Origin of the sequence: Paraburkholderia silvatlantica (assembly GCF_003096715.1) — a bacterium.
Classification (GTDB): domain Bacteria; phylum Pseudomonadota; class Gammaproteobacteria; order Burkholderiales; family Burkholderiaceae; genus Paraburkholderia; species Paraburkholderia silvatlantica.
Genome location: NZ_QEOL01000040.1, coordinates 34,471 through 50,751 on the forward strand (window position 1 = coordinate 34,471; position 16,281 = coordinate 50,751).

The 16,281-nt window shown below is 63.4% G+C and carries 19 protein-coding genes; 3 read left to right on the forward strand and 16 right to left on the reverse strand.

All coding sequences use genetic code 11. The features are described 5' to 3' along the window. Nucleotides 1-29: 29 nt before the first annotated feature. The 13 genes from C7411_RS34825 to C7411_RS34885 all read right to left on the reverse strand — a co-directional run bounded on the left by C7411_RS34825 (nucleotide 30) and on the right by C7411_RS34885 (nucleotide 11,463). Nucleotides 30-647 (reverse strand): type II secretion system protein, encoded by a 618-nt coding sequence (locus tag C7411_RS34825; RefSeq protein ID WP_110388720.1) that lies wholly within the window; start codon nucleotides 645-647, stop codon nucleotides 30-32. Next, the gene (locus tag C7411_RS34830) at nucleotides 644-1,033 is read right to left on the reverse strand and encodes a type II secretion system protein (protein ID WP_110388721.1); all 390 of its coding nucleotides are present in this window, start codon (nucleotides 1,031-1,033) and stop codon (nucleotides 644-646) included. Before C7411_RS34830 ends, C7411_RS34825 begins: the two co-directional genes overlap by 4 nt. Before the next feature lie 9 nt (nucleotides 1,034-1,042). Further along, nucleotides 1,043-1,579 (reverse strand): type II secretion system protein, encoded by a 537-nt coding sequence (locus C7411_RS34835; RefSeq protein ID WP_181431414.1) that lies wholly within the window; start codon nucleotides 1,577-1,579, stop codon nucleotides 1,043-1,045. 24 nt (nucleotides 1,580-1,603) lie between these two features. Next, entirely contained in the window at nucleotides 1,604-3,859 is a 2,256-nt protein-coding gene (locus C7411_RS34840) for a type IV pilus secretin PilQ (protein ID WP_110388723.1), read from the reverse strand. Continuing rightward, nucleotides 3,860-4,462, reverse strand: coding sequence for a hypothetical protein (locus C7411_RS34845; RefSeq protein ID WP_110388724.1), 603 nt, complete (start codon nucleotides 4,460-4,462; stop codon nucleotides 3,860-3,862). Further along, on the reverse strand, nucleotides 4,459-5,025 hold the full coding sequence (locus tag C7411_RS34850) for a hypothetical protein (protein WP_110388725.1): 567 nt from the start codon (nucleotides 5,023-5,025) through the stop codon (nucleotides 4,459-4,461). The genes C7411_RS34845 and C7411_RS34850 overlap by 4 nt, the downstream gene beginning before the upstream one ends. Next, nucleotides 5,022-5,552, reverse strand: a complete 531-nt coding sequence (locus tag C7411_RS34855; RefSeq protein WP_110388726.1) for a hypothetical protein — start codon at nucleotides 5,550-5,552, stop codon at nucleotides 5,022-5,024. Before C7411_RS34855 ends, C7411_RS34850 begins: the two co-directional genes overlap by 4 nt. Then, entirely contained in the window at nucleotides 5,549-6,466 is a 918-nt protein-coding gene (locus C7411_RS34860) for a hypothetical protein (RefSeq protein ID WP_110388727.1), read from the reverse strand. Before C7411_RS34860 ends, C7411_RS34855 begins: the two co-directional genes overlap by 4 nt. Continuing rightward, nucleotides 6,447-8,057: a GspE/PulE family protein gene (locus tag C7411_RS34865; protein ID WP_243413451.1), complete on the reverse strand. Its 1,611-nt coding sequence runs from the start codon at nucleotides 8,055-8,057 to the stop codon at nucleotides 6,447-6,449. The genes C7411_RS34860 and C7411_RS34865 overlap by 20 nt, the downstream gene beginning before the upstream one ends. A 149-nt stretch (nucleotides 8,058-8,206) precedes the next feature. Further along, entirely contained in the window at nucleotides 8,207-9,409 is a 1,203-nt protein-coding gene (locus C7411_RS34870) for a type II secretion system F family protein (RefSeq protein WP_110388728.1), read from the reverse strand. Nucleotides 9,410-9,463: 54 nt separating this feature from the next. Continuing rightward, nucleotides 9,464-9,943 carry a type II secretion system major pseudopilin GspG gene (gspG, locus tag C7411_RS34875; protein WP_243413449.1) on the reverse strand — a complete coding sequence of 160 codons (480 nt, stop codon included), beginning with the start codon at nucleotides 9,941-9,943 and terminating at the stop codon, nucleotides 9,464-9,466. Between the two features lie 185 nt (nucleotides 9,944-10,128). Then, entirely contained in the window at nucleotides 10,129-10,779 is a 651-nt protein-coding gene (locus tag C7411_RS34880; RefSeq protein ID WP_110388729.1) for a response regulator, read from the reverse strand. A 48-nt stretch (nucleotides 10,780-10,827) separates the two neighbouring features. Next, nucleotides 10,828-11,463, reverse strand: coding sequence for an SCO family protein (locus C7411_RS34885; RefSeq protein ID WP_181431413.1), 636 nt, complete (start codon nucleotides 11,461-11,463; stop codon nucleotides 10,828-10,830). Nucleotides 11,464-11,753: 290 nt separating this feature from the next. On the opposite strand from C7411_RS34885, the gene C7411_RS34890 reads away from it, so the two are divergent. Then, nucleotides 11,754-12,884 (forward strand): ATP-binding protein, encoded by a 1,131-nt coding sequence (locus C7411_RS34890; protein WP_110388731.1) that lies wholly within the window; start codon nucleotides 11,754-11,756, stop codon nucleotides 12,882-12,884. Nucleotides 12,885-12,958: 74 nt separating this feature from the next. On the opposite strand, the gene C7411_RS34895 is transcribed toward C7411_RS34890, so the two are convergent. Further along, nucleotides 12,959-13,738, reverse strand: coding sequence for a response regulator (locus tag C7411_RS34895; RefSeq protein WP_243413450.1), 780 nt, complete (start codon nucleotides 13,736-13,738; stop codon nucleotides 12,959-12,961). Between the two features lie 553 nt (nucleotides 13,739-14,291). Here C7411_RS34895 and C7411_RS34900 point away from each other — a divergent pair. Together C7411_RS34900 and C7411_RS37230 are read left to right on the forward strand one after the other, a co-directional pair. Continuing rightward, nucleotides 14,292-14,924, forward strand: a complete 633-nt coding sequence (locus C7411_RS34900) for a lytic transglycosylase domain-containing protein (protein WP_110388732.1) — start codon at nucleotides 14,292-14,294, stop codon at nucleotides 14,922-14,924. A 71-nt stretch (nucleotides 14,925-14,995) separates the two neighbouring features. Further along, the gene (locus C7411_RS37230; RefSeq protein WP_133253754.1) at nucleotides 14,996-15,181 is read left to right on the forward strand and encodes a hypothetical protein; all 186 of its coding nucleotides are present in this window, start codon (nucleotides 14,996-14,998) and stop codon (nucleotides 15,179-15,181) included. A gap of 206 nt (nucleotides 15,182-15,387) precedes the next feature. Here the strand turns inward: C7411_RS37230 and C7411_RS34905 are convergent, their stop codons facing one another. Continuing rightward, nucleotides 15,388-15,897, reverse strand: coding sequence for a DUF1269 domain-containing protein (locus C7411_RS34905; protein WP_110388733.1), 510 nt, complete (start codon nucleotides 15,895-15,897; stop codon nucleotides 15,388-15,390). 135 nt (nucleotides 15,898-16,032) lie between these two features. Beyond that, nucleotides 16,033-16,281, reverse strand: a 249-nt coding sequence (gene ccsA, locus C7411_RS34910) for a cytochrome c biogenesis protein CcsA (RefSeq protein ID WP_165822962.1), incomplete at its 5' end; no start/stop codon positions are given.

A 16,281-nucleotide genomic window follows, 5' to 3' on the forward strand; every position in this document is an offset into this window, starting at 1 on the left:
CGGTTCTTCGACTGAACGCGCGTCACGCGTTACCGCGACCCGGGCATCCGCTGCCCCGGCAGGAACCCGCCATCGAAGCCAGACAGCGCAGGAAAGCTGGTTGATTTGCCAGGCGCGGCAAGGCCTCCGGCGTTGCTTTGCGTGGTTCGCAGGCCCGGCGCCAGAAAAAGAAACTTCCACCCGTCATAGGTCTCGGCGCCCTCGAAGTCCTCGTATTGCCGGGGAAATCCCGTGCGTTTGATCGTGGTCTCCGTCGATCTGCTGAAGACACCGTAGAAACGGTCGCCCTGCAACATCGGCACCCAGTCGTTCTTGCCGGTGAGCGGATCCGGATAGGCAAAACGCAGATGATGCAAAGGCTTGGGAAAGCGTGTGTCGTCGAGCAGTTCATCGACCGTTGCGGGGTAAGCCCGGCCGACGCGGTAGTACCGCAGAATGGCCAACCGGTACTGGTTGCCAGCGAACAGCAATTGCTTTTCCTCCTCTCGGCGGCGTTGCAGCGACCACACGTCGAGCGCGCCCGCCAATGCGATCGACATCAGCATCAACGCGATCAAAAGCGCTAGCAGCACCAGCCCGCCCTCACGTGCGGTACGCGGCCGCAAGCGCCGCCTGGCCCGCGCTTTCGCAGGCCGGGCGGGGTTCATTTCGCGCTCCCTTCCGCGCGCGGCGGCGCCCCCTGCGGACTGCTGGCCGGCGCCACGTCATAGACGCCCGGTTTGGTTTCGTCCGGCGACGCGATCACCGCCCACTTGTCATCGCCATTGACTGGATCGACGGGAACGGCGCGCAAGTAATGCTTCGCCACCAGTTCGTCGAGCGTCTCGGGATACTGCCCGTTGTCCCCGTAGAACTGATCGATCGCATTGCGCATGACCGCCACGTTCTGCCGCCGGACCTGCTCCTTGCCGACTTCGATGCTGTGCATATAGCGCGGCACCGCTATCGTCAGCAGCAGGCCGATGATGGCCATCACGACAACGAGTTCGATCAGCGTGAAGCCGCGGGTCTTGTGCGTGTGAGCGGGTTTCATGATGCGCCGTCACCATTGTTTGTACGGAATACCGTTAATGCCGACGCGATCGGATTTCGACGCCACGTCGAACACATCCTTGCCAGCCTGTTCGTTCATCATCGCTGGGTCGCCGCCCGCCGCCTGATCCGGCGGCACCCCATAAGACCGCACGTTCCACGTGTCCTCGGCAAGCGTGTCCGGGTCGCCGGTAAAGAAGGGATCGCGCGGCACGTGACGCAGGAACATCAGCAGGCCGCCTTTCGGATCGCGGGCGTTCTTCACGCCGGTCACGAGCACGGTCAGCGTCGGCGGATAGCCAGACGCTTCCGCGTCCTTGTCGATCAGGCCGGTATCGCTCGCCTCCTTGTAGGCGTCGAGCGCGGTACGGATCTCGCGCAGTGCCTCGCTGAGCTGCTGCTCCTTTTGACGCTGCGCCAACAGTTCCGAAAACGGCATGATCGCCAGCGCGAGAATGCCCACGAGCGCGAGCGTGATCACCAGCTCGATCAGCGTAAATCCGCGCTGATCGAGCTGATCGAGCGGGCGCTTGCCGCGCAAGCGCATCGCGCGCATTCCGGTAGCCACGGTTCAGTACCCGCCCTCGACCGGGCGCAGAGGGTTATCGCTCGGCATGGTGCCAGGCGGCATCTGCAGCATCGGTGGCGGCGACGGGGGCGCTGCGGGCTGCGGCGGTGGCGGCGGCGGCGCGGCCGCGGGGGCCTCGGGTTCGGCGGCCGCCTGATCCGCTGCCGCCGGCGCGGACGGCGCCGGCGCTGCGCTCTGGGCAGACTGCCCGGCAGGCGCCGTTTGCGGCGCAGGCGTTCGCGAGAAGCGTCCACCGTACGGTTCAGGCGGGGGCGTCGTGCGCGGCGCGGGCGCCATTTGCCCGAACGCGCCGTTCGCAGGCGACGGTAGTGCGGGATACGCCTCGGCGCCCCCTCGCGACGACGCGCCGCCAACCGAGCCGCCGCCGACCATGCCGGGCATCGGCTTCCCCGCCGGTTCCACGGGCGTTGCCGCGTTCGCCACGACCGGATCCAGCCGAAGCTGATCGGCGTGCACATTGACGTCGGTGCCCGACCACAGTTCCTGCGTGTCCGCATCGGGGGCAACCATCGGCCGGACGATGTGCGGGGTGATCTGCAACACGATCTCGGTCTTGACGTGGTCGCCCTGGTGGTTGGAGAACAGCCTGCCCAGTACCGGCAACTGGCCAAGACCGGGCACCTTGTTGGCGTTCCTGCGGTCTTCATCCGAAATGAGGCCGCCCAGAATCTGGGTTTCGCCATCGCGCAGGCGCAGACTCGTCGATGCGCTGCGCGTGCCGATCTGATAGGCGAGCGAATTCAGGCCATTCGAATTGCTGCTCGAAATCGTGTTCGTGATGTTGCTGACTTCGAGATTCAACTGGATGCCGACGTCGCCGTCGCGATAGACCTTTGGCTGCACTTCGAGCTTGATGCCGACATCGAGGTACTGAATCATCTGCGTATAAGACGGGCCGCTCGTGCTCGGCGTGCTCGAACTCGAAATCACCGGCACCTTGTCGCCAATCATGATGCGGGCCTTCTCATTGTTGCGCGTCCTGATGCGCGGGCTCGCAAGCAGATCCGCATCGGTGTCGGTGAGCTTGAAGTTCGCCGTGGCGGAGAGGCTGCTGACATTCAGCTCATTGATCGTCAGATGATGCAGGATGCCCCACGTCGTCGCGGTGCTCGGGGTGGACATCGTGAACGAGTTCGGCCAGTCGATGCCAAGATCCGTGAGCCGCTCGTGCGAGACTTCCAGCACCTCGACTTCCATCATCACCTCGGGGTCCGGCAGATCCTGCGCGGCGACCATCTCCTCGGCGACCTTGATCGTGTCCGGCGTGCCGCGAACCGTCACGGTATTGGCACGCTCGTCGATCACGACCTCCTTGATCTTGAGAATGCTCTTGAGCAACTGCTGGATCTGCTTGGCCTCGACGTTCGACAACTGGAACGTGCGCACCTTGAGTTCCTGATACTCGAGTTGCTTGGCGGGCGTGGCGGGATAAATGAAAAGCGTATTCGCGTTGAGTTGCTTCTTGTCGAGCTGGTTCTGCATCAGGATCATGTCCACCGTGTCCTGTACCGAGGCGTTCGTCACGAAGATCGTCGTCTTCAGATCGGCGCGGACGTCGCGGTCGAAGATCACGTTCAGCCCCGTGGTGCGGGATAGCGCTTCGAACACCATGCGCACGTTCGCTTCGCGAAACTGCAGCGTCACCGGCTTCTTCATGATCGACGACGCGGCAAGCTGGTCGTCGCGATCCGCGCGTTGCTGGCTGAGCTTCGCGTTGAGTTCCGTCTGCATTTGCTGCGCGAGGGTATTGGTCGGGTTCGCCACCAGCACGCGGTGCACCCGTTCAGCCGCCTGCGCGTAGGCGCCGCGCTTCATCATGCGCTCGGCCTCCTGCAGGATGGCCAGATCCTTGCGGTCCTGATCGATCTGCATGCCGATCTTGCGGATGCGCTCATTGGTCGGGTCGATGGCATACGCCTGGAAGAGGTTGCGGATCGCGTCGTCGAACTGGTAGTTCTTGCGGAACTGGTCGGCCTGATCGAGCAGCGTGTTGACCTGAGCGTTGCGCTGGTTCTGATAATCGACTTTCGCCTGGGCGTCGGTCGGATCGTCATGAATGTTCGGCACGTGCATGCAGCCGCCAAAGGCGAGCATGGACACGGCAATCGCAAGCGCTCGCATTCTCGCGGCCCGCATCGCGCCTGGGAACCCGACAGGAAACCCAACGACTGGCGAGAGGCGTGTTGACGGGCCGCTGTCCCCATTGCGGCTCGCACCCCGTGTGCATGAGGAGTTCATTTACTTGTCCTCTCGTGGAATAGCGACCACCTGCCTTTCGTGCAGCGGCAAATAGGTCAGCACGACGTCCGACTCCGACACCGACTCGATGCGGTACTGGTTGTCGATCACGTCGCCCGGCGACACGATCAACAACTGATCTCCATTGCTGAGAAAGATTTGCGGCTTCGCTGCTTTTGCATCGAGTTGCCCCACATACATGAAAGGCACGGGGGGTGCGGTGGGGGGAGCGGGCCGCACCGGCGCGGCGGGCACTTCGACGGGAGGCGGCGGCGGAAGCCACGAAGAGACCGTGAATGGATCGTGGTTCGATTCGAGGGAAAGCGGCGCGCGCAGCGAGAGGAGCTTCGCGTGGGCCGCCGCTGCCGCATCGCTGGCGAGCGCGTCCGGCGCAGCGGATGCCGCAGCCTTCCCGGCTGCCTCCGAGGGGTGCTTGCGATGCCTGGCATCCGGCCGTATGTGTATGTCGTTGCGATGCTGGCTGTCGGACACGACGACTTGCGCCGGCATCTGGCGCGCCGCGACCAGCACGCGATACCCTGCCCCCGCAGCCGCGATTGCGCAAATCACCAGCAGCACACGCATGGGCAGAGCGGATTTCATGGCTGCGCGCTCCGGTAAATCAACTCGAAGCGCACCCGCGCGTCGAGCATATTGCCGTCCACTGCGGGACGCTCGACATGGATTTCGCGTAGCGCAGCATTCGGCACGTTGTTGAGCACGAGCGCAAGAAAATGCCGGATAGCGCTGTACTGATCCTTGACCGGCAACATCACCTGATAGCGCGTGAAACGCGCGCCCGCATCCGTGTTGACCTGGTACTCGGCGGACCCGAGCGTCAGATTGCTGCCACGCGCCTGCTCGAATATCGACGCGATATCGTCCGCGCTTTGCGAAAAGCGCGGGAACAGATCCGGCAAGGCGTCGAGCGCCACCGCGTCCGTCCCGGCGCTGTGCGTGTCGCCTGGGCGGTGCGCCTTGGCTGCCCGCGTGAGCCGGCCAGAATCCTGCATGTCCTTCGTATCGGCATCCACGCTGGCGATTTCGGCGCACATGAGGGCCGCTGCACCAATCATCAGCATGCCGACGAGTCCAGGCAGGCCGTACGAGCGCCGCAACTCGAAGCGCAGTGTCAGCAGCATGTCCCTCAGTCGCTCCGCGTTCATGACTTCCTCCAGACGGCGGTGATCTGGAAACGAACCGGCTTGCCCGGCACATTGGTCTCGACCAGATGATCGTTGAGCACCGCTTCGCGCAGCAGCACGCTCGTTTGCAGATACTTCAGGTACGCGATCATCGCGTCGAAATTCTTCGCTTCCGCCGTGATGCGAATCTGGCTCTGTGCAGGGTTCTGATCGATGCCGATCAGCGCGACATCATGGTCCGGATAATCTTCGACGATCGAAAAAAGGTCCTGCCACGGCACGGTCAGTTCGCGCAGTACCGACAGGCTCTGCTTCTCCGCGAGCTTCGCGGCCGGGGTCGGCGGCGGCTTCACCGCGTGCTGTTGCGCGAACGTCCGATGCCGCACGGCGTCGAGATCCGCCTGCACGCGATCGTTCTCGGCGTAGGCATGCCAAAGACGCGCACCGCACGCGAGCAGCAGCACAACGGCGACGCACAGCAGGATCGAGCCGCTCGTCCCGATGCGCACGCGCCGCCTGGCGAAGTCGATGTCGAGGATCTGGATCATTGCGCGTGCTCCATCAGCCGGCGTGCGGGCGTGCTGTCCGACGCGGGCTGCGCGGGCCGGATCGCAGCCGCAAAACGCGCTTCGAATGGCGCCGGGTCGGTGTCGTTCCCGAACAGATAGACGGTGCAGTCTTCCCGCCTGAAGCCCGCTCGCGTGGCCGAGCGTTCGAACAGTTGCTCGGCCAGTTCGGCAAGCCTCGACGCGTTGCCCGCATCGCCGGGAAAGAGGCGCTGCGCATCGTAGGCGGCCCAGCCGCGCCGCTCGATCATCACGGCCTGCATCAACTCTTCGGAGACGAAGATCAGCAGCGCATCGCCGCCCGCCACGACATCGGTGCAGTTGAGCATTTCCGGAAGACCGAGTTTCATGCGGGAAATCCGCACATTTCCGGCAGCGCCCACTTCATGAATGCCGTCATGAAGCGCGCGGGACATCGCGCTCGCAAACAGTGCACGGCCGCCTTGCTGCACGCAAAAGCGCACCAGCAGCGATGCGCCGTCAATGCCATAGGTGTCGGTGAAATGGGCTAGCGCGACTTCTTCGAGTTCGCGCGCGCTCAGCGTGCGGAAGTCGCCGCGCAATATCGCGTGGTTGCCCCAGAAGTCGTCCAGCACCACGTGTGCGTTGCGCGTCGGCGATTTCGCCTGACGCGGCGCGCTCTCGGCTGCATCCGCGGCATCAACCGCGTCAACAGCATCGGCCGCATCGGCGGCGGGCGGGGCGACGAGCGCCGCGCGCAGCGCATCGAGCAGTCCCGACTCGGTACCGTACCCGTCATCCGGAATCGTGAAGCTGGCGGGCTCCGCGGGCGGCAGGTGTTTGCGCGGGTGCCACAGTCCGGGCGCGCGGACCCCGACGACGATCTCGCGTGTGCCGATTCCGATCGCAACCGGACTATTCAACCATCGTGACACGGTTGATCTCCTCGAGTGTCGTTTCGCCGCGCTTCACGATCTCGATCGCGGCGACGCGCAGCGTCTGCATGCCATAGCGCATCGCCGCGGCCTTGATGTGTCCAAGCGGCGCGCGCTCCGATAACAGTTGCCTGAGTTCGTCGTTCATGCGCAGCGCCTCGGCGATCGCACGCCGTCCGCGATACCCGCTGCCACGGCATGCGGCACAGCCTGCGCCGCGGCGAAACAGGTAGCTGCCCGCTGCGTCCGGGTCGATGCCAGAGCGGACAAGCGTCTCCTTGTCAACCGTGTCTTCGGTCACGCAGTCCGGACAGCACTGCCGCAGCAGGCGCTGCGCGATCACGCCATTGAGGGCGGAAACGAAGGAGTACGGATCGACCTCCATGTTGGTGAAGCGGCCGATCACGTCGAACACATTGTTCGCGTGAACGGTCGTGAACACCTGGTGCCCGGTCAGCGCGGCCTGCACGGCGATCTGCGCCGTTTCCGGATCGCGGATTTCGCCGACCATGATCTTGTCCGGGTCGTGCCGGAGAATCGAGCGCAGCCCGCGTGCGAACGTGAGTCCCTTGGCTTCGTTGACGGGGATCTGCAGGATCTCGCCGAGCTGGTATTCGACCGGGTCCTCGATCGTCACGATCTTCTCGAGGCCGTTGTTGATTTCCGTGAGAATCGCGTAGAGCGTCGTGGTCTTGCCGCTGCCGGTCGGCCCGGTGACGAGCAACATCCCGTACGGCATCGACGCGATCGTGCGCATGAAGCGCGTGTCGCCCCCCTGAAAACCGAGCGCCTCGAGCGTCAGACCGCCTGCGGATTGCGAAAGCTGGTAGCGGTCCAGAATGCGCAGCACCGCATCCTCGCCAAACTGGTTCGGCATGATCGACACGCGAAAGTCGATTTCACGCCCCGCGTACTGCGCCTTGAAACGGCCGTCCTGGGGCACGCGCCGCTCCGCGATATCGAGTTCGGAGATCACCTTCACGCGCGAAAGCACCTGGTCCGCGACGTCACGGCCCTCCGCGCGGCCGACCACGGTGAGCACACCGTCCACCCGGCACTTGATCATCAGCCCGTTCGCGCGGCATTCGAGGTGAATGTCGCTCGCCATCATCTTGAGCGCGTCGTAGATCGTCGAATTGAGCAGCCTGACGACCGGACTGTCGTCGCTGCTGATGCCCTGCAGCGTCAACGCCAGCGAGGCTGGATCGACCGTGTTCTGGATCGGATCGTCGAACGCGAGGGTGTCCATCGCGCGAACGTCCTTTTCGCGCACGGTCAGATACGCATTGACGTCTCCTGCGCTGGCGAGCGCCCAGCTGTACGGGACGCCCGGCTGCGAGCGCATCCGGTGCTCGACCCAGCCGCGCGTGCGGGCATCGAGCGGATCGACGATCACGAACAGCAGCCCGTGACCGCGGCCATCGTGCGGATCGCGGAAGCACACGCAGAGGCGCGTCGCCGCATCGACGAACGAAACGACTTCGAAATCCGGTTCGAGCTGATTCAGCTCGCGCATACCGATCGACTTCATGCGGAATTGCGCTGCCAGCTGCACGCGCAGCTCGTCCGCGCTGAGCGAGGTCTGCGTCATCAGCTCCTCGAGCGCGCGGATGCCGGAACCATGCCGCTCGCCGAGCGCTCTCAGCGCGTCGCGCAGATCGGCGCGCGCTTCGGCTTGTGGGCCTTCCTGCAAGGCGATGACGGTATCCACGCGCTTCCCCAATACGGACTGCCGACTATCTACTGAATACTCGACGCGATCTCGAAGATCGGCATGTACATCAGCACGACGATGCCGCCGATCACCACGCCAATGAAGATCATCATCGCCGGTTCGATCAGTCGCGAAATCAGATCGATCGTGCGCGACACCTGGGCTTCCTGGAACGCTGCAATGCGGTCGAGCACGGGGCCGAGGCCGCCCGTCTTCTCCGCGACCGTCAGCAGGCGGTACGCGATCGCGTTCGCGAGCCCGGCCTCCTGAAACGCATCCGAGACCTTCGCGCCGTTGCGCACGCGCTGCAGCGCGCTGGCGAGCGCAGCCTGGTCCGCGCGTCCCACCAGACCTTGTGCAAGGTCGAAGGCCTTCACGGCGGGAATGCCGCCGTCAACCAGCATGGCAGTCGTGCGATAGAACTGCGACTGGCGAAATACGCGAAAGTGTTGCCCGATGCCCGGCAGCGCCAACATGCGGTCGGCGATCCAGTTGCGCACGAACGGGCGGCGCAAGGCGAAGCCTGTCGCCACCGCCAGCGCGGCAACGCCCACAGACAGCCCGGACCCGTGCGCGTGCACCATGCCGCCCCAGGCCATCAGCATGCGCGACAGCAACGGCAGCTCGCGTCCGCTGTGTTCAAGCAGGCTCGCGAAGCGCGGCACCACGAAACCGAGCAGGAACAGCACGACCGCCGCGCCGACGAACAGCAGGACCGTCGGATAGATCGCCGCCGACACCACGCGCGCGCGTAGCTCATGGAGCGTCGCGCTGTTGCGCGAGTAACGTGTGAGGCTATCGGCGAGACCGCCGGTCTGCTCGCTCGCCTTCACGCACGCGACCAGGACGAGCGGGAAGATATGACTTGCGTGCTCGAGCGCCGCGGACAGCGATTGGCCCTCTTCGAGCTGTCGCAGGAGGTCCCGATACACTTGCGCCGACGCCTCCCGGCGTTCATTGCCGCCAAGCGTGCGCAATGCATCGACGACGCCCACGCCCGCGTCGAGCAGTGCGGCAAGCTCGCGGGCAAAGAGTTCGACATTGAAGCGGGCACCGGGTATCCCCAGGCGGTTCGCGCGCTGGCGCCGCCGGCCGCCGTCGGCGCGAACCGACACGACGCGCAGGCCGCGAGAACGCGCAAGCGCCGTGGCTGCCGTCGACGAATCGCTGTCGATGCGAAGCGTCTGCACCGAGCCGTTCGTATCGAAGACACGCAGCACGTACTTCACGTCGCCTCTCCTTTCAACAATCCATTACCGGCGCGACAGTCCCGCCGCGCATCGCTACCACGACGAGATCGTGACGTTCTCGCCCGTGCCGTCACCGCGTCCGTTCTTGCCTAGCGAAAACAGGTCGTAGTCGCCGTGGTCGCCCGGCGAGCGATACTGATACGGGCGATCCCACGGATCCACCGGCACCGCCTTCTGCAAATAGGGGCCGCTCCAGCGGGTCGCGTTCTGCGGCTTGACCACGAGGGCATCCAGGCCCTCTTCGGTCGTTGGATAGACGCCGACGTCCAGCCGGTATTGATCGAGCGCCTGACCGAGCGACACGATCTGCGCGCGCGCGATCTTGACGTTCGATTTGCCGACCTGTTCGAAATACCGGGGGGCGACGAGTCCCGCCAGCAATCCAATGATGACCATCACGACGAGCAGTTCCAGCAGCGTGAAGCCGCGGCTCGCACGCGCGCCTGCCCGTGCGCTTTGCCGTGCGCATGCCGCAAGACCCGCGCAATGCCGTGGCGCCGCTGGCTCCCGCATGCCGCATTGGATAGAGGTCGATTCGCTATGCACGGCTCACCTCCCCTGTATCGACTCACCGCTTCAGCGTCGCCAAAGCCGTTGAATGCATTCTTGTTCAGGTCGATACGGCCAAGAAGTAGGGAGTGCCGTCCAAAGACATGGGTAAAGACCCTCCAGTTGCATTGCCCTTGTCTGGAGGGATTTCACACACGCTCGTCGCCGGGCAGCGTCAGCACGCCCATGTCGATCGCGAGGCGCACGAGGCCGTTCAGGTTCCTGATGCCGAGCTTGCGCATCAGGTTCGCGCGATGCTTTTCTATGGTCTTGGGGCTGAGGCTCAGGCACTCGCCAACCTGGCGGTTGGTGCGCCCCTCGACCACCAGCCGCAACACGGTGCGTTCGCGGCCGGTCAACGCGTTCCAGAGTTGCGCGCGGTAAGCGATGTCCTCCTGCGATCCGTGCGTGCCGCCACTGATCCGGCCGGCGCCGGCCGTGGAATGGCCCTGCATGACGAAGCGCATCTCCCGGACCAGTTGATCGAACGATGCGTCCTTGACCACGTAGCCGTCCGCGCCGGCGGCGAACGCCTCCCGCACATGGTCTTCACTCCAGTGAACGGTCAGGACGATGATCCGGATGCGCGGGCACTCGCGCTTGATGGCCGTGATTGCTTCGAAGCCGCTGCCGCCGGGCATCGTCAGATCCATGAGGATCAGGTCGGGCAGCGTCTCCCTCGCGAGGCGATGGGCTTCGATCCCGCCGCTTGCCTCGCCGACGATGCAGTAGTCGTCCAGTTCGCAAACCATGCGGCAAAGGCCGCTGCGCAGTAAATGCTGGTCTTCGGCAATCAGCACACGATGTCGTTTTTCCAATTTCGTCGCTCCTTGCTGGACGCTGCGCGCCTAGTTCGAAGCGACCACGTCGTGATACGCGGCGAGCAGTTCCGACGGTGTAGCAAAGCCGTCGATGCGAAGCCAGGGCTTGCCGGGCGCAGCGCGCAGGAATGCAACCGGCGTGTGGTTCATCTTGTCGCCGCGATAGACGTTGAACGCGCGCTGCGTCGCAACGCTCGCCTCGACCGTGCCGGTATAGTGCTGCCACTCGGGGCCCGCATCGAACCTGGCCGCGTAGGCCCTGAGCCGCGCAGGGGTGTCCTCTTCAGGATCGATCGAGATCGACACGATGTGGACCTTGTCGCGCTCGGCGCCCAGATCGCTTTGCAGGGTTTCGAGCGTCTGGCTGGTCATCGGGCAGATCGTCGTGCAGGTGGTGTAGATGAACGTCAGGATCACGGGCCTGCCGTCGTTCAGCTCGCCGGCGAGCGAAACGGTCTTGCCGTCATCGCGCACGAGATCGACCGGAGGCAGCGTGTACTGTGCCGTCGTGCGAGTCGTCATGCCCGCCATCATGTGATGATGCATGTGAGGATCGGCAACGGCTTCGCTGTCCCCGCCAGGGGCGCACCACACCGCCGTTGCCGCGAGCGCCATGCCCGTCAGAACGCATGCCCTTGTCGATAACTTCGCAGTCCTGCTCATATCGGCCTCCTAAAATGAGGAGAAGGGTCGCTTCTCGCGACGCGCGGGCCGCGGCGCTCTCACTCCCTCGCAAGTTCAGTGTCGTGAATTTGCCCATGAGCGTCATTGGATGAGAGACCCCAAACGGCGGTAGGGTATGCCCGCTTGATGGAAAACCCGCACATAGCAGTGGGGGTGTCCCCACACTACGACCCCACAAATTCCCCGTTGCGGGCTGAATCGATCACGGCCTACAATCCGGGTAATCTTACGATTTGCTTATACCGACACCGACGCATCGGGGAGCTCCAATGGATGAAAGCCAGCCAGGGGGACCGCAGGTAAGATTGCTCGACCTGATCGAAGCCATGCGTAAGCTTCGTAGTACGGCCACCAGCCAACCCGACGCCGGCGTCGTGACCGATGCACGTGGAGCCGCGCTCGCGATTCTCACGCCCGATGGCACCTTCGTCTCGGCAAACCGCAGCGCCGCCGCGCTGCTCGGCTATTCGAGCGCCGAGCTTGCCGGCAAGGGCCTGGCCGACCTCTCGCCCGACGACTTTCACGCCGAACTGGCAAACGAACTATCGGCGAGCGCGGCTCGCGAGTTTCATTCGTTCAGTGCCGTGCTCTGCAGCCGGACAGGTCATCCAACGCGGCTCGCGCTGCATCAACAACTGTTGCCCACAAGACAGCCGGGATCGGCCGTCTTGCTGACGCTGTTCGAAGAGCCGCTGAGCTTCGAGCCCGGTCCCGCCGCCCCGGCCGGACTGTTCGACGCGAGCGAGCGGTTGTGCCAGATGTATCTGATGCTGGGCCAGCAAAAAGAACGCCAGCGTCTTGCCGCCGAGTTGCACGATGGCCTCGGCCAGGCATTAACTCTCATCAAGCTGATGACGGAGGACGCACTGATGCGCATCCGCCGCGGGCAGATCGACGACGCGACGGACCTGCTGGATTCGACCGTGTTCAGGGTTCGCGAAACGATCGGCGACGTGCGGCAGATATGCGGTGAGCTGAGGCCGCTCATGCTGGACAAGCTGGGGTTGCCCGCGGCTTTGGGTTCGCTGTGCCGGCGCATCGAACACGGCACACCGGCACTGTCGGTCTCATTCGACTGCGACGTCGCGGATCAGGAACTGCCTGAGCATCTGAAAGCGGACATGTTCAGAGTCGCTCAGGAGGCGCTGAACAATGCCGTCAAGCATGCCGAGGCGACGCGAATCTCCCTCAGCCTGCGGGGCGACGCACTTGGCTGGCTCATGACGATTCAGGACAACGGCAATGGCTATGAGAGCCATCCTCTCGCCACGGAAGATGCCTATTCGAGCGGATTGGGCCTGGTCGGCATGCAGCACCGTGTCGAGATGCACGGCGGCGCGTTCTCTATCGAATCTTCCGCCGCGGCGGGTACCCGCGTCTGCGCAACCTGGATGCGCTAGCGCGGTCTTCGTCGCGCGCAGTTGCCCCTCGGTTGCCCCTCGGTTGCCCGTCGGTTGCCCGTCGGTTGCCCCTACTACGTACCCGTTTCGCCAAGCCTGTATTCGGGCAGCGCGCCCCCAGGGCCCGAACCCGCCGAGGGCTCGGAGCGTTCCGGCAAGTGCTCGTCGTCCACGTTCGGCTCGGCGCACTTGGCCGCGAGCGAGGTCAGCAAACCCATGCTCATCGCAACGAGAACCAGTTCGGTCAGATTGACGATGTGAAGTTTGTGCATCATGCTCGCGCGATACTTTTCGATCGTCTTCGGACTCAGGTTCAGATATTGCCCTACCTGCCGGTTGGTGCGCCCTTCCGCGATCAGCTTCAGCACGCTGCGCTCGCGCGCCGTCAGCACGTCCCAGGCATGCTTTGGTGCGGGCGCTTCGCGACCGCTCACGAACGACTCGACCATGTACCCGTACACGTCGGCGCTCAGATGTTTCTTTCCCTGCATGACCGAGCGCATCGCGACCAGCAACTCGTCGAACGACACGTCCTTCAGCACGTAACCGTCAACGCCGGCACGCAGCGCCTCCCGCACGTACTCCTCGCTCTGATGCACGGTGAGCGCAATGATCCGCACCTCCGGCGATCGCCGTTTGATCGTCGCGCTGGCGTCGATGCCGTTCATCCCCCGCATCGACAGATCCATCAGGATCAAATGCGGGGCGAGCGTCATCGCCTGCTGGCACGCTTCCTTGCCGTCCCTCGCTTCGCCGACAACGTCGTAGTCGCCTTGCGCGCACAGCATCGAACGTAGGCCATTTCTCAGCAGATCGTGATCCTCTGCGATTACAACGCGACATTTGGTATTCACGTCTTGTCTCCCGGTTCCAACGCCCTCGGTCGTCGTGATCTGCTTAACGAGTTGACTATGCCGCCACCTTCCGTTAAGCTTTCACCACTTACATTCGAATTCCTAAGTATTTGCTTTACACTTCTTTCTCACACACCTTTCACGCGCGTGCCATTTGCAAGGTTCACGCCACTTCCCGGCGAGCGAGCAACGGCGCGCATCTCCACTTTTCGGGAATCGCCGGGAGCGTGGCGGACATCAAAAATGTTTCAAATTCGAACCCTTTTGCATTCCGCAGAGGATTCGCTTTCTAGAGGGATGGCGGCAAACCCGTTCAGTGTTGCCACCGGGTGCAAATTACCCCATGACAGTTGCGCCGAATGAGAAGAATATAGGCGCCCTGCATCACGTCTGATTTGTTTTCGCCGATTACCGTCTCTTACCATTTGTTTCAAATGTTAAGTTTTTGCACTGTGCTTTGCGGCGTCCAAATCACGTCTCGAAGTGTAGGGAGGTGACCCATTGTTGTTCCGTTTTTTCTGCGACCAAAATTCAGTTGCAGGAGAAAACAACGATGCATTGCCACCCGTTATCCAGTTTGCGAAACGCAATCATTCTCGCCTTCGAGATACTCGGCGTGGTGTTGCCGGAATTTGCATACGCCCAGATATTCGGCACGGTCGATGGCAATGGAGCGGTCGTTCTCACGAACGTGCCGGGCAAGCCAGGATTGAAGGTGATCGTGGCAGCGGAGCCGCCTGGCGAGCGAAGTGCGAGCGGCCGGTCCCGCAAGTCAACCGGCAGAGCCGATTTCCCCTTGTACGCAGATGTGATCGACGAAGCCAGTCGTTCATTTCGCGTTAAACCCGAACTGCTGCGCGCAGTGATCGACGTCGAGTCGGGATACAACCCGAGGGCAGTTTCTGATAAAGGCGCGCTTGGACTCATGCAGTTGATGCCGGAAACCGCGAAGCGATTCTCGGAAGGCGACATGTTCAATCCACGCGACAACGTGCTGGCCGGCGCGCACTACCTGCGATTTCTTCTCGATCTCTTCAAGGACGACGTAGAGCTCACGCTGGCCGCGTACAACGCCGGAGAGAATGCCGTGATTCGCGCGGGCTATCGCGTACCGTCGCTGCCGGAAACGCGTCTCTATGTTCCGCGCGTGCTGGCGCGCTACAAGCAGCTTCTCGCGGCCAGTTGATCGCCTGACACCGCGCCCTTCCCTGCAGCGTCGAGCGATGCCAGGGTGCGCGCCCGGCAATCGCAGCACACATGGCGGCAATGAAGCTGTGCGGTGTCGTTACCGCACGAATCATGTCCGTACGGCCGTACGGCGGAACAGCCTTCGGACATCTGCGGCGATGCGTGGCGATGTACGGCGGATACCGGGCGCGCAGCCGATTTGCCGGTCGTCATGAAGGCGCGGCGATCGGCAACGTGCGTGAAAAGATTGAATAGCGAACCGGCCGACTGCGGACCAGTTCAGTCGGCCGAACGCCCTCTACCACGTACGACGCGAGCATTCGCAGGGGTGCCGCGCCCTACGCTCTCCCTCCTGTTCTGCCTGTCTCTGTGCCGACCCGTGCGGGTGTCTCGGTGCCTCACTCTGGCTCTGTGCAACAGCATTGCGTCCGCTTGTCTGCTTGTCTGCGTGCTGGCGCGCGTTACGGAATTGCGGGCATGCCCGGGCCGGCTCCCCCGATGCGCGCCTGCGCATTGTGGAGTTTGATCATCTGCTCGATCTCCGCCACGCGCTCCTTCGGAACATCAATCATTATCAGAAGCTCGCCCCTGAGGATCCCTCCTTCGAAACGCTTCAACCGCGAATTTGGCATGTCGACGCCGATCATCGCTGCTACCCACGCACCATATCCCGCGCCTGCAAACGCGAGGATCGCCACTATGCCGCTGGCGATCCGGAGGTCTTCGGGCGGAACGACAAAGACTATCAACGCCACCGCCAATCCGGTCGCACAGCCTATTGCCATGCCTCGCGCGAGCGAAGCGAGCAGGTCACTGCGTTGGACGACCGATGCCTGCGGCAAGCCTTCGATCGGCACATTCGCGTTGGCGATGACGTGCATGTGCCGCCATTCGATTCGCCGTACAAGCAGCTCGCCAACAATTGCCCGCGCACACTGTGGGGTGGGCAACAGAAAGTACACGCGTCTCATTTCAGGCACTCCAACTTTACGCCGGGCACGCACCGAAACCCCTGGTGACATTCTTGTCCGCGTCGAAGCCGGATTTAAGTAGTATTCCTCGCCGAAATGCGTGGGTAGAGACCCGCAGTCAGGCTTTCGTTTTCCTCACAGTCTGCCGTAACTGTGCAGCCCCGAGAGAAACAGGTTTACGCCAAGGAATGCAAATGTCGTGACGAGCAGGCCCGTAAGCGCCCACCACGCCGCCATGCCGCCACGCAGGCCTTTCATCAGGCGCATGTGCAGCCAGCCCGCGTAGTTCAGCCACACGATCAGCGCCCAGGTTTCCTTCGGGTCCCAGCTCCAGTAGCCGCCCCAGGCCTGCGCCGCCCACAGCGCGCCGAGAATGGTCGCGAT